Source organism: Streptomyces alanosinicus (assembly GCF_014650595.1).
GTDB classification, from domain to species: Bacteria; Actinomycetota; Actinomycetes; order Streptomycetales; family Streptomycetaceae; genus Streptomyces; species Streptomyces alanosinicus.
In genome coordinates this window covers 41,825-55,109 of sequence record NZ_BMVG01000044.1, presented here as the reverse complement: position 1 = coordinate 55,109, position 13,285 = coordinate 41,825, and the positions used below count along the sequence as shown (strand labels likewise).

Here is a 13,285-nt window from a genome sequence, read left to right as displayed (position 1 = left end):
ACAGCACCCTGGTCACCCCATGACAGCCAAGAACAGAACCCCCCACGAGGTGAGAACAGGCACAACCACGCAGACCCCGCTGACACCCAACCAATGCCACCACCACACCCATTCACATGGACCCTTATGACCGAGGACGGTTGGGAGGCCTACTCCCCTGAGAGCGACCCGGACGTGCACCGGTGGCAGCAGGCGCAGCGCGAGCGTCAGGAACGCGAGAGCGCTGCGGCCGCGGGGCCGGACCCGGAGCTGATCCGCTACCGGGTCGTGGCGCAGCGGACCGATCCGGAGCACACGGGGGCCGTCACGCTGACGCACTACGCGTATGCGGAGTCGGTGGAGGAGGCCGTGGGGAAGGTGCGTCAGGCGCACGAGAAGCCGGGCGGTGTGTACGGGGACCAGGGTTTGTACCGCGTGGTGGAGGTGGTGGAGGAGAGCTGGGACAGCAAGGTGCGGCAACAGGAGGAAGCCCGCTGGCGGTACCTGACCACCATCCTGGAGAACGCCACCGCCACCGTGCGCGGCCGTGAGCCGGAGGATCCGGATGCGGATCTGGTCAGCCGCCTGGACGACTTCTTCACCCGTGCCGTGGTCTTCCCTGACCCGCACACCCCCGGCGTCCATCCCCGACCCCACCAGGCCACGTTCGGCTGGACCAGCGAACAGCCCCACATCGAGCACGCCAGCGACCCCGGCCGCGCCCTGGCCCTGTTCCTCCTGGCCTACCTGGACCACTACGGCTTGGCCCTGGAGACGGCCGCCCGCACCGACGGCCAGTCCGTTGCGGAGCCGGTCGACGGGGGCTGGCCTTCTCGCGAAGCAGAGGGGGGCGAGGCGCCGACGGAACTGGTCGACCTTGTCCTGTCCGTGTGCGAGCAGCACTATGCAGCCGTGACCGGCACCAGCTCCGAGCAGTGGGACATGGAGCAGTTCCGAGAGAGCGTGGGCATGGCGCTGCGGACCGTACGCCTGGCGGACCGGGAGGCGTACCCGCAGGCGCTGGAGGAGTATCTGGTCGGCAACCGGGCGCGGCTGGAAAAGCTGTGGCGCGTGTACGGGCCCGCTGGCGTCTTCCCGCAGGGCGTCTACCACCTGGTTGAGATGCCCGAGTCGTTCGTGCTGTGCGAGCGCATCGACCACGCTCCGATGTGGCTCAGCGGGGTGTGGAGCAGGGAATGTGAATCGGACACCCCACTCGAAAGGCTTCAGGAAGCCTGGCTGCACGGCACGAGCGAGAGTGATGGACGATGAGCAGGATTCCGCTCAAGAAACATCAGATCGACCAGAAGTCGAGTTTCCGTAAGTGGGTCGGATTCCCTGCAAGGTCATCTGTGCCCCCTCAGGGTGCCCGTGGCACGATCGTGTCAGCGACCGGCTCCGGTAAAACGATCATGGCTGCCGCGAGCGCGCTGGAGTGCTTCCCCGAGGGCCGGATCCTCGTCATGGTGCCGACCCTGGACCTGCTCGTGCAGACCGCCCAGGCGTGGCGGGCGGTGGGCCACCGCTCCCCGATGGTCGCGGTGTGCTCGCTGGAGAACGACCCGGTGCTGAACGAGCTGGGAGTGCGCACCACCACCAACCCGATCCAGCTCGCCCTGTGGGCCGGGCACGGGCCGGTCATCGTGTTCGCCACGTACGCCTCTCTCGTGGACCGCGAGGACATCGAGGACGTGTCGGGCCAGGGCACCGTTCGCGGGCCGCTGGAGGCCGCTCTGGCGGGCGGAGACCGGCTGTACGGCCAGCGGATGGACGGTTTTTCGCTCGCCATCGTCGATGAGGCACATGGAACCGCAGGTGATCTTGGGAGGCCGTGGGCGGCGATCCACGACAACGCCCGCATCCCCGCCGACTTCCGGCTGTACCTGACCGCGACCCCGCGCATCCTGGCCTCGCCCCGGCCGCAGCGCGGGAAGGACGGCCAGGAGCTGGAGATCGCGTCGATGGGACAGGACTCGCAGACCTACGGGCCGTGGCTGGCCGAACTCGGGCTCAGCGAGGCGATCGAGCGGGAAATCCTCGCCGCGTTCGAGATCGACGTCCTGGAGATCCGCGACCCCTCCCCCGTGATCGGGGAATCGGAGGAGGCGCAGCGCGGCCGGCGCCTGGCCCTGCTGCAGACCGCCCTCCTGGAGCACGCCGCGGCGTACAACCTGCGTACGGTCATGACGTTCCACCAGAAGGTGGAAGAGGCCGCGGCGTTCGCGGACGCGCTACCGAAGACCGCTGCCGAGCTGTACGTCACCGAGACCGATGACGAGACCATGGTCAAGGCGGAGAAGGCGCTCCCCGCGTCGTCGATCGACGCGGAGTTCTACGGCCTGGAGGCCGGCCGCCACGTACCCCCGGACCGGGTGTGGGCGGCATGGCTGTGCGGCGACCACACCGTCGCCGAACGGCGCGAGAAGATCCGCCAGTTCGCCAACGGCATCGACGCCAACAACCGGCGCGTGCACAGGGCGTTCCTCGCGAGCGTTCGCGTTCTCGGGGAGGGCGTGGACATCACGGGCGAGCGGGGTGTGGAGGCGATCTGCTTCGCGGACACCCGTGGTTCGCAGGTGGAGATCGTGCAGAACATCGGCCGCGCGCTGAGGTTGAACCGCGACGGCTCCACCAAGGTGGCCAGGATCATCGTGCCGATCTTCCTGGAGCCGAACGAGGACCCGACCGACATGGTCGCCAGCGCCAGTTTTCGCCCCCTTGTAGCCGTTTTGCAAGGGCTCCGCAGTCATGATGAACGACTCGTTGAGCAGCTCGCCTCCCGCGCCCTCACTAGCGGCAAGCGCAAGGTCCACGTCCAGCGCGACGAGAACGGCCAGATCATCGGCGCCGCCGGCGAGGGCGACGGCGAGGACCAGGAGCACGACGACACCCAGGCCGCCGCCGAATCCGCTCTGCTCCACTTCAGCACTCCCCGGGACGCCGCCACGATCGCCGCGTTCCTGCGCACCCGCGTCTACCGGCCGGACAGCCTCGTCTGGCTGGAGGGATACCAGGCCCTGCTCCGCTGGCGGGCGGAGAACGAGATCACCGGCCTCTACGCCGTTCCCTACGACACAGAAACCCAGGTCGGGGTAACGAAAGATTTTCCCCTTGGGCGATGGGTCCACCAGCAGCGGAAGGCCCTGCGGGCCGGGGAACTGGAGGAACGGCGCAAGGAACTGCTGGACGCCGAAGAGGCCGGGATGGTGTGGGAGCCGGGCGAAGAGGCGTGGGAGGCCAAGCTCGCCGCGCTCCGCTCCTACCACCGGGCCACCGGGCACCTCGCCCCCCGCCAGGACGCGGTCTGGGGCGAGGGCGAGACGATGGTGCCGGTCGGCCAGCACATGGCCAATCTCCGGCGCAAAGGCCAGAAGAACGGCCTGGGCAAGGACCCTGACCGGGCGGCGGAGCGCGCGGCGCAGCTGACGGCGATCGACCCGGACTGGGACTGCCCGTGGCCGCTCGACTGGCAACGCCACTACCGGGTGCTCGCCGACCTGGTCGACGCCGACGGTGTCCTGCCCGAGATCCAGCCCGGCGTGCTGATGGACGGTGACGATCTCGGCAAATGGCTCGAACAGCAGAAGAATCCGGGCACCTGGGCGCAGCTGTCCACCGAGCAGCAGGAGCGGCTGTCCCGGCTGGGCGTACGGCCGCTTGAGGCGCCGTCTCCCGCCCCGTCGGCCACGCGGTCGACGAAGGGCTCGGGGAAGGCGCATCAGGCGTTCCAGCGGGGCCTTGCGGCCCTCGCGCAATGGGTGGAGCGGGAAGGCGCAGACCGTCCGGTGCCGCGCGGGGCGAGCGAACAGATCGCGGTCGACGGCGAGGCGGAGCCGGTGGTCGTGAAGCTGGGCGTATGGGTCTCGAACACCCGTGCTAGGCGGGACAAGCTCAGCGCCGAACAGCTCGCCGCCCTGGCGGCGTTGGGCGTCGACTGGGCAGGCCCGGCACCGACGGGCGGAGGTTCTGAGCAGCCTGCGCCGGCGGAAGCGCCCGTGCCGGAGCAGCGCGACGCGGGCGGCGCAGGGGCGGACGATGAGAGCGAAGCCGAGGCGGCCCGCGGCCTGGCGCGCATGAAGCGCCTCACCGAGCTGACACGGAAGCACACCAAGGCCGAACTGCTGCGCATGGCCTACGCGGGCGGCCTGGTACGCCACAACTCCCCCGAGCAGTGGCGCAAGGACGAGATCGCCTCCGCCGTCGTGGACCAGGAGCTCAGGGCCGCCGCCCGGGCCGGAGCCGACCGGCCTCCCGCCCCGCCCACGGCTGTCGTCCCGGCGAAGCGGCCGCCGGTACGACACCACCATGACGAGTGCGACAAGACCGTGTACGAGGGCGGCGCCTGCACCTGCGACCTCATCGAGCAGTACGGACCGCCCTCCGAACGGGACGACTACTGAGACGTCCTCCGGCCGCTCCCCCACCGGACCCCGGGCCTGTCGAGGCCCGGGGTCTCGTGCTGCGGCCCGGCCGGCGCTATCGCCCTGCGTCCCAACCGGTGAGCTCCTGGCGGTAGTCGGCGTTGAGCCGGTCGGTCTGGATGTCCCCGTCAGGGGTCAGGACGTAAGGCTGGTGCGCTCCCATGTCGGCCAACAGATCGGCGACGAGGGCGTAGGCCGCGACCACAGCCTCCCGCTTGTCGGTGACGATGGCACCAAGATCCACCGTGGTCTGTGCCGGGCTTTCCGGGAACGGCGCAACGTGGCCGTCTCTCGGGTAGGCCTCCTCTGACGCGACCAGGCGCACCGGCCCGTCGCCGCCGTCGAAGCGGTGGAATGCGGCGGACAGCACCAGGTCACCGACCGCTCCGGTCTCCGCCGCCCAGGCTGCCGCAGCCTGAACCAGAGACACGAGATGGAGTTCGAGCTGGCGGTGATACAGCCGCTTGGGGCCGTCGTCGTTGTAGTGGTCGCTCTGAAGGTTGATGGGCAGTGCCGCGTAGAAGCTGCCGTCTTGGTGGAGCTGACCGGTTGGTGTGCCCTCGAAGCGGGCCTGGCGGCGTCCGACCAGGGCGGTGCCTTCCGGCATCGCGCTGGTGGTCACTCCTTCACAGGCGAGCGTGCGGAAGCGGGCGAAGGCTGCGTCTCGGTCCGCCCGTGTGCTCAGGGGGTAGGTGCCCCGGGCGGCCGGGACCGCGGCCAGGCCGACCCAGGCGGGAGAGAAGGTCGCCCTGGGGCTGCCGCCGTGCTCGGTGCTGGTCAGATAGGCCGACAAGTAGCCAAAGCCTGCGTCGGCGACCTGCTTCAGGCGGTCGACGTCGTCGGAGGCGGCCTGGAAACGGTCACGGTAGCGCTGGGCGATCTCGGATTCGGAGAGGGTGCGGGTCGTGGTGCCGTGCCGGACGTGGACCCGGAAGTGGTAGTCGTTGCCCGGGGCCGCGACGGCGTGCGGGGCCTGGGTGCTCCGGGGCACGGTGAGCAGCCAGTAGATCTTGCCGCCGTGGGCTTCTGACCTCACGGCCCGTACGCCGACGTTGGGTACGACGGGCTGGATCCAGTTCGCGAGCACCGAGCGGATCCACTCTTCACCGCGGCCCGGGACCGGGTCGAAGGGGGCCAGGGCGTGGGCGTGGTCCTGCTTGCCGTCGTCGACGCCGATGACGACCATGCCGCCGGCGGTGTTGGCCATGGCGGACACGTCCTTGGCGAGCTCCTTCTTGTCCGCGTCGGCGCCCTTGTAGAAGTCCTTCTTCCAGTCGAGGTCGACACTCTCGGGGATGTGGTTCTCGACCGCGCGCTGCAGATCGGCCTCGGTGAGGCCGTCGGGGTGTCGTCCCAGGGCGGCAGTGAGTCGTGCGGGTAGAACCATCGGAACTCCAGTGTGTTCACCACATGCTGCTGACGATCGCCAGCCAGATCACGCTAAACGGGATCACCGGGCCGTCACCACGCATTTCCGGTGACTCCGTAAGGCGCCGCGCATGGAGCGTCGGGCGCATTACGGTTCTCCGATGAACCAGGATGAGATCCGTGACGAGTTGGTGAGTTCTGCACAGCGATGGGCTCGGACAGCCGTCGACGCCTACCTCGAAGAGCCTGCGGACCAGGACTTCGCTGTCCATCACATGGCTGTGGCTGTCGAGCACCTGGCCAAGGCGTGTCTGGCATCCGTCGCTCTCACGTTGCTGGCTACCCCCAAGCCTTCCGTACAGGATCTGCTGGTGCTGGGCGGCCAGGAGGACAAGGTGGAGACCGGTCGCGCCGGGCTCAGGACCATCGGTGGTGCGGAGGCCGTGACGAGACTCGCGCAAGTGGGGAAGGGGGAAGTGCCGGCGCTGCTCGCGGCGTTGAGGGACGCCCGCAACGGCATCACGCACATGGGGTGGGGGCGGCCGTCTGACGAGTGCAGGGGCCTGCTGGCAGCTGGTGTGGCGTACATCGATTCCCTTCTGCCCCAGCTGGCGAAGGAGCCGGAGTGGTTCTGGGAGAACCATTACGACGTGTGCAAGGGCCTCGTGGAGAAGACGACGGACGAACTGAAGTTGCGCTACGCGGCGAAGATCCGGCGGGCGCAGGCGACCTTCGCGAAGAAGACAGGGAGTTTGTCCGCCAGCGAGAAGACGGCCGTGGTCGCCAGTCTGTCGGCAGCGCCTCTGCCCAGCCGATGGCTTCTGCACATCCCCGCGCAGTGTCCGGCGTGCGAAAGTTCTGCCTTCATCAGCGGCCGGGACAAGAGCGGCGACTACGGAGACATCTGGTTCTTCCCGCGCTACTTCGGGTGCCGGGTCTGCGAGCTCACTCTGACCGGACCTGAACTGGACCTCGCGGAAATGAGGGCCCATTCACTGCGCACAGAAGAAGAGGTGGATGACGACTGGGAGCCCGACTTCGACTTCATGTGACGCCGAAGCCTGGCACCTTGCGCGCTTTGAGGGCTACTGCCGGAATACCTGATTCTCTGCGACCATCTGTTCATGGTCGGCAGCAGTGATCGTTCAATGCTTCGCGCCCTGCTCGACACCGCCGTCGCACCTCTGAGCGACCTGACGCACACCGTGCTGAGTCAGGCCTTCGAGCGACTGGGCATGCCGGTGATTCCCCAGAGCGCCGGCAGCAAGTCGACCCGGGTTGAACTGAGCCTCCAGCAGGTACCCAACACGGAACTGCCAGGACTGGCCCAACGCCTCCTAGAGCAGCAGGACTTCCCCTTCCCTGTGCGCCCGCCGCTCCGCCATCAGCTGGAAGACCTGCTGTGGGAGGAGGGAGCACCACCCGGTATACCCAAGAAGGCCCGCCGGGAACTGGCGCGTGCCCTGTCTCTCTCGGAGCTCACCCAAAACCATGGCCGTTTCCTGCATCTACTCGATCGCCTCTGGGTGATTGAGGGACCGGATCTTTCCTTCAGCGAGCTCAGCGCGCTGCTGCTGAATGGGACGCGGCCGGTGACGCTGAGGGACCTCATCGAGAAGCACGTCTTCCGCAATCGCGATGAGGGGGACTGGTCGGCTGAGCAGCTCTTCGAGAGCCTCGGTGCGTTCGAGGCGGGGGACGCCAGGTTCGCCCGCTTCCTGGAAGGACTGGTCTCGGCGGACGTTCTCCTTGACGAGCACCTGCAGGCGAAGACAGCCAGCACAATCAACGATCACCTTCGCGCCCATGGGATCGAGTTGCGGCAAACCGGCAGCGACGGCGGCTATCCGCTGTTCACCCTGGTTTCGACCCGGGTGCACAGCAACCGGAAGCCGAAGAACATCATTTTCGCTTCCCTAGGCAAACCGGACATTCGCTTTCGGTCCTCGGTGGACAACGACATCGAGATCGTCGGTGGGCGACCAGGCGCCACCCTTGTCTATGACCGGGAGATCCCTGCCGGGGGTCTGCGCTGGCGTGACCTGCACAGCTGGTGGCAGGACACTCACGGGTTCAACAGTGAGAGTGACGCCGGTGAGGATCTTTACCAGCGGCTCCTCAGGAGCCTGCCCGGCAACTCACCTGGTCAGAAGAACCTCTTCACGGCCTACCGTACGGCTCGCCCGTTCTGCGCGGATGACCTTGCTCTCCTGCCCGAGGTATGGCTGCACTGGGATCCCAAGACCGTTCAGGAACGCGGCCCCGAAGCATTGCTGCGTTCCCGGATGGACTTCCTTCTGCTGCTGCCCTTCGGACAGCGTGTCGTTCTGGAGGTCGACGGAGTACAGCACTACACGCGCGACGACGGCCGTACTCCCGACACCGCCAAATACGCCGACATGGTCGCCGCCGACCGGGACCTCAAGCTCAGGGGCTACGAGGTTTTCCGCTTCGGCCACGACGAACTGAAACGGCCCGAGGACGCCAAGAAGCTTCTCCTCCAGTTCATCCCAGACATGTTCAGCCGCTTCAGAGTCAGACTCTGACGCCTCGGTGGTCTCCAGCGCGCGACCGACGAGCGAACCACCCAGGAGTCGGACGATCACAGCGGTACTCCCATCCGGCGCCACGGCCGGTAAGCCAGCCAAGCGGACCAAGAGCCTCGAAGGGCTGGCCCACGAGTTGCAGCGTAGGCCAGCCCTGTCGAGTCAGTTCCTGCGGGCGGGACGGGAGTCCAGCGCCGTGCGCAGGTGCTTGGCGATGGGCTGGTACCGCTGGACGAAGCTGAGGTCCTTCAGCCGGTCGGGCTCGGGCAGCTCCCGGTGCGGGGAAGGCCAGCGCTCGGAGATTGCCCATCCAAGGGGGCGCAGCCCGGCGCGGTTCATGTCCCGGTCGACGCCCGCCAGGTAGTCCTCATCGACGGGCAGCTCCCCGTTCGACTGCCAGATCACGCCGTCCAGATGGATGGGCAGATGCGGAGATCCGAAGAGGAAGCCCAGACAGCGCTCGCGCAGAACCGCCGCGCTCTGCTCAGGGCTCAGCGGGACACCCATCTCTTCGCCTCTGGGACCCGGGAGCGCGGTCCTGCAGTCGGTGTGCGGGAAGATGTCGATCTCTCCGATAACGACGTGCGCTGTCGCGTTCTCCCGGTCGGGGTAGGACCAGTACCGCGGCAGAAGGACGATCACCTCGTAGGCGTCGAGCGCGTCGGCCACCGCCGCCGTGAGCGGACTGCGGTCGGTGCGGGGCAAGCCGCGGTCACTCTCCCCTGAGGGGTGGCGGACCTCCCACATGCAGGTGTGGTGCACCAGGAGGCCGGGGCCGTCCGGCGAGGCCCACAGCGTGCTGGTCGTCGGCTCCGGCGGAGTGGCCGGCTCGATCGCCTTCTTGCGGCGGCTCCGGCTGCGACCCACGCCGCTCATGCTCCAGCGCCAGTAGTCCTCGGCTTCCTCGAGGAGCAGGACCCGCTGTCCGCTGTGTGCCCAGGACGCCGCGATCCCGCCGACCAGGTAGTGGAGGTTCCCCGAGCGCTCCGCCAGGAACCGCAGGACATGAGGTGCGTGCGGAGCATCGCCGGCCTTCGCGCGGCGCAGGACTTCGGTGTACTTCTCCCCGCTCCGGCTCGCCCTGCGGGCGCTCTGCGCGGCTGTGGACTGGTTCTTCGGCATGACGTACTCCTTGGCCGGGCCGGGCCACGCCCCCGACACCGGTCCGTACGACTGCCGTGGACACGACGGAACGCAGAACGGGAAGGAGCGGGCCCCGCAGGACCTTGACCCCCACGTCCGGCGGCGTGGCTCCGGAAGCAGGCGGTGATCGGCAGTACGCACTAGCCGGGCAGGATGCTAACCGGCGTGAGCGCACCGGCCGAAGACACCAGCCGCCGAATTCCCTCGAACGGGCGAGGTCTCCGGCCCGCCGGGCGTGCAGAGGCATCGGGCCCTAGCAACTGGGTGATCTCTACCCGCTGCTGGAGTCTGAGGCATCACCCGTCAGAGAGCGGCCGCTGCGGCACTCGTATAACGCAAGCGACAGTTCCTTCACGGCAGCGCGAGCACGTTCGGCGTCCGCTCCGTCGTCAAGAGCCTCCAACGCGGCGGCCGCCGACACGCGTACTGAACGGGGCAGGCCGTCGTAGGCGGAGAGCCGGTACGCGACGGTGCGGCGGGCATCCTGTTCCTCATCGCTCGCCCCGTCAGAGGTCAGCGGGAAGACCGCGGCCTCGTACATCGCGATGCTCAACAGGACCGTGTCGGCGATCCCTTCCGCATAGCCGTCGCCGCTCACGGCCTGGACGACGGTCACCGCGGGCCAGGGGCGGACAAGCATGCCGAATCCCGCGCCCACGCCGGTGGTAGTCGCGCCCACCACGGCGCCCACCCAGCCGTCCACGACGAAACCGAAGCAGGCTCCGCTGCCCACCACGGACACCAGCACCGCGACGGTCATCACGTATACGCGGGTCGGGGTCGTCATGGCCAGCAGTATGCCCACGCCCCTGGGGAGTGCGGCCGGGGCCCTCGTGTCGTCGGCGCGCGGAGTTGTACGTCGCTCGCCGGGCTATGCGCAGTCACTCGGGTGGCGGACAGTTCGGGTGGAAGGGATGGGAGGTGACATGGACCCTGCCGGAGCCGATGCTGACCACCCCCGTGTCCGTGCCCGATCTGCGGCCTGGCTGTGCGGCGGAGCCGAAGTGGGACGGATTTCGGGCTCTCGTCTCCGTCGACTCGGGCCAGGTGGTGCTGCGTTCCAGGCGCGGCACCGAGATGGGACCGTCGTTTCCAGAGGTCGTGGCCGGGGCCGTGCAGCTGCCGGACGCGACCTCGTTGGACGGTGAGCTGGTCGTATGGGATGCCGCGGGCCGCCTTGCGTTCGAGCGGTTGCAGAACCGACTTCAGCGGCGCGGCGCCGGGGCGGCCCGGGCGGCTGACGAGTGGCCGGCCCACTTCGTCGCGTTCGATCTGCTGCGGCTGTCCGGGACGGACACCACCTCCTGGCCGTATCGGCGGCGCAGGGCCGCGCTGGAGTCCGTGTTCGCCGCCCGCCAGCTGTCGGCGCCTTGGGCGCTGTGTCCGTCGACCACCGAGGCCGACGTCGTGCGCGAGTGGCTGACGTGGGCCTCGGTCGGGATAGAGGGAGTGGTCTTCAAGAGGCTCAACGACGCCTACCACCCGTCGGCGAGGGGCTGGCAGAAATACAAGGTCCGCGAGACGAGCGAGGCGATCGTCGGCGCGATCACCGGCTCTCTGGCCGTTCCCCGCACGCTGCTGCTCGGCAGGTACGACGACCAGGGCCACCTTCAGTACGTCGGCCGCACCACCACCCTCGCCCGGGCGGCAGGTGCTGCGATCGCCGGCCTGCTCGCTCGAGGACGGCGCGGGCATCCGTGGACAGGCTGGTCGTTCTCCGCCGGGTGGGGCAGCCAGGAGCATCTGGTCGTCACGCTGGTGGAACCCGAGCTGGTGGTGGAAGTCGGCGTCGACGTCGCCCGCGACGCCTCCGGCCGGTGGCGTCATCCCGCGCGCTGGCACCGCGCTCGCCCCGACCTCTCCCCTGCCGACGTCCCCCGACTGTCATCACCGCCGCACTGACGGCGGCACGGCGCGGCGGCCCCGGCGATGCGCAACACCGGTGAGCGCCCCCGATCCCCGGCCGTGTCCGCGCCGCCCATCCCGCCCTCCCTCTCCCTCAACTCAAGCCAGGGCATGGGCGAAGGGGGTCGCAACGGGGATGTCAGCAACCCGACCACGCCAAAACCGCGTGCTGACGTGCACAGATGCGAGAGGGGGTCGGCAGGTACCGCAACACCTGGCGCAACGCTCAGCGCAACATCCGGCGCAACACTTGCCGCAACACCCAGCGCAACATCACGAGCTCGCCGGGTCGGGTGTCGGGTGACTGGCGAGGCGGTCGTCCTGTTGGACCGGTCGGATCGGCCGCCCCGCCGTCCTGTCACCGCTGGGGGATCTCACCGTCCATGAAGTCCCGAAGGTGGTCCTGGCAGTTCGGGCGCCCCTCCAGCGGCGGCAACCCGGCGGCCTCGGCCGCATGCCACATCACTTCGACCATGACCCCTGCCGCCTCGTACCACTCTTCGTCGCCGTGGAACGGGATGGCGGCCGCGCGGGCCATTGCACGGGCGGCTTTCCTGGCGGCCACGGCGGTCGGTGTGCCGGGGCCGGTGAGGCCGGCGGCGGTGTCGTACGTGAAGGGGGCCCGCCCCTTGGAGCGGATGACGTCCGAGCACCACGTCGCGTCGTCGGCGAAGACGTCGAGGGCCGCGCGGGCGAGCGTACGGCCGTCGGGCAGCGTGCCGGCCTTCGACAGGGCGAGGAAGGCCGCGTGGTACACCTCGGCGTCGGAGTCCCACGAGTGCCTGTCGAACCCGACCCGGTTCAGGACTGCATCAGCAGCGTCTGAGCACGCGTCATACGTCCGCTGAACCCTCGGATTGTCGGTGTAGTAGTAGAGCCCCTCGATCTCCCCTCCTGCGGAGAACCAGGTGCTTGCCTCTGTGGTCACGGCGTCGACGGCCAGGAGGTGGTCGGCGGCCTCGGTCAAGCCCGCCGTTCGCAGTTCGCGGGCAAGGCGGACCCAGCTGCCCTCGGAGGGCTCGCACATCTTGAGGCATCGGGTGTAGGGCAGGCCGGTCACGGCCTGGATCTGGCGGGCGAGCTGCGCGGCGCGGGGCTGCTTCTTCGGCATCGTCGTCTCGGATTCCGGCGGACCTTGCCCACGCCGTGCCCGCCCCGGTTGCTCGATGCGCTTGATGATCTACGGGGACGCGGGCCTGTTGAGACCTTCACCCGGGATCGTCTGCTGCGTGGGAGCCGACGGCGGGGGGCTGTACGCGCCTAGCCGTCCGGCAGCATAGCGGGTCGCTCCTGTGGGGCAAACCCGGTCCTGACCAGCCGTGGTCGGGGCCGGACGCGTACGGCCGGGCCCGTGGTCGGGGGGCGACCACGGGCCCGGCAACGTCCGGTCGGTGAGCACCGTGGTCAGTGAACGGTGGTGGACTTGCCCGTCTCCAGGTCCATCGTGGGCACCGGGCGGCGCGTGTCGTGCTGGCACGCGGCCCTGCGTCCGTGGTCGCGCGCCCACCTCCAGTTCCACCGTGCCTCCCCCTCCGGGGGTTCGGGGAGCATGCCGGTGAGCTGGTTCTTCCAGGCGTACAGGGCGTTCTGGGCTGCCTCGGGTGTCACGCAGGCGTCGCCGCGGTAGGTCGTCGTGTCGACGTCGGTGACGACGCCCGAGAGCAGGCGCACCGCTTCATGGGCGTCGGTGAGCACGGCGACGGCGTCGCCGATGAGGGCCTCGTAGTGGGCTTCCTGCTGGTGGTTGGAGGCCTGCATGGCGGCGATGTCGTCGTGCTGGTCGCCGCGGGTTGTGCCGGTCTGCCCGCAGCCCTCCCGTTCGCAGGTCCAGCGGGACCAGGCGCCCCGTGCCTCCACCTTGTAGCCCCTGCTGTACCCGGCCAACGTCTGCCCCTCTCCTCGGCTTTGGGGCGCCAGTACATC

Annotated in this window: 9 protein-coding genes and 1 pseudogene; 5 read left to right on the top strand and 5 right to left on the bottom strand. The window is 68.9% G+C overall.

Going from position 1 to position 13,285, the window contains the following annotated elements; genetic code table 11:
- The first annotated feature begins 126 nt into the window (after positions 1–126).
- Together IE277_RS40375 and IE277_RS40370 are read left to right on the top strand one after the other, a co-directional pair.
- A complete protein-coding gene (locus tag IE277_RS40375) occupies positions 127–1,251 on the top strand; it encodes a hypothetical protein (RefSeq protein ID WP_229882347.1) in 1,125 nt (374 codons plus the stop codon).
- Positions 1,248–3,920, top strand: a pseudogene (locus IE277_RS40370) (helicase associated domain-containing protein); the annotation flags it as partial. The gene IE277_RS40375 and the pseudogene IE277_RS40370, both read left to right, overlap by 4 nt.
- A gap of 535 nt (positions 3,921–4,455) precedes the next feature.
- Here IE277_RS40370 and IE277_RS40365 read toward each other — a convergent pair.
- On the bottom strand, positions 4,456–5,787 hold the full coding sequence (locus IE277_RS40365; RefSeq protein ID WP_189958710.1) for an AlbA family DNA-binding domain-containing protein: 1,332 nt from the start codon (positions 5,785–5,787) through the stop codon (positions 4,456–4,458).
- A 142-nt stretch (positions 5,788–5,929) separates the two neighbouring features.
- On the opposite strand from IE277_RS40365, the gene IE277_RS40360 reads away from it, so the two are divergent.
- Positions 5,930–6,820, top strand: coding sequence for a hypothetical protein (locus tag IE277_RS40360; protein ID WP_189958709.1), 891 nt, complete (start codon positions 5,930–5,932; stop codon positions 6,818–6,820).
- Positions 6,821–6,892: 72 nt separating this feature from the next.
- A complete protein-coding gene (locus IE277_RS40355; protein ID WP_189958708.1) occupies positions 6,893–8,314 on the top strand; it encodes an AbiJ-related protein in 1,422 nt (473 codons plus the stop codon).
- A 162-nt stretch (positions 8,315–8,476) separates the two neighbouring features.
- On the opposite strand, the gene IE277_RS40350 is transcribed toward IE277_RS40355, so the two are convergent.
- Positions 8,477–9,436, bottom strand: coding sequence for a hypothetical protein (locus tag IE277_RS40350; RefSeq protein ID WP_229882346.1), 960 nt, complete (start codon positions 9,434–9,436; stop codon positions 8,477–8,479).
- 292 nt (positions 9,437–9,728) lie between these two features.
- On the bottom strand, positions 9,729–10,244 hold the full coding sequence (locus IE277_RS40345) for a hypothetical protein (protein ID WP_189958706.1): 516 nt from the start codon (positions 10,242–10,244) through the stop codon (positions 9,729–9,731).
- Positions 10,245–10,378: 134 nt separating this feature from the next.
- Between IE277_RS40345 and IE277_RS40340 the strand changes: the two genes are divergently transcribed.
- Entirely contained in the window at positions 10,379–11,359 is a 981-nt protein-coding gene (locus IE277_RS40340) for an ATP-dependent DNA ligase (protein WP_189958705.1), read from the top strand.
- Positions 11,360–11,720: 361 nt separating this feature from the next.
- Here the strand turns inward: IE277_RS40340 and IE277_RS40335 are convergent, their stop codons facing one another.
- Both IE277_RS40335 and IE277_RS40330 read right to left on the bottom strand, forming a co-directional pair.
- On the bottom strand, positions 11,721–12,473 hold the full coding sequence (locus IE277_RS40335; protein WP_189958704.1) for a hypothetical protein: 753 nt from the start codon (positions 12,471–12,473) through the stop codon (positions 11,721–11,723).
- A gap of 293 nt (positions 12,474–12,766) precedes the next feature.
- Positions 12,767–13,246, bottom strand: coding sequence for a hypothetical protein (locus tag IE277_RS40330; protein ID WP_189958703.1), 480 nt, complete (start codon positions 13,244–13,246; stop codon positions 12,767–12,769).
- Positions 13,247–13,285: the final 39 nt, after the last annotated feature.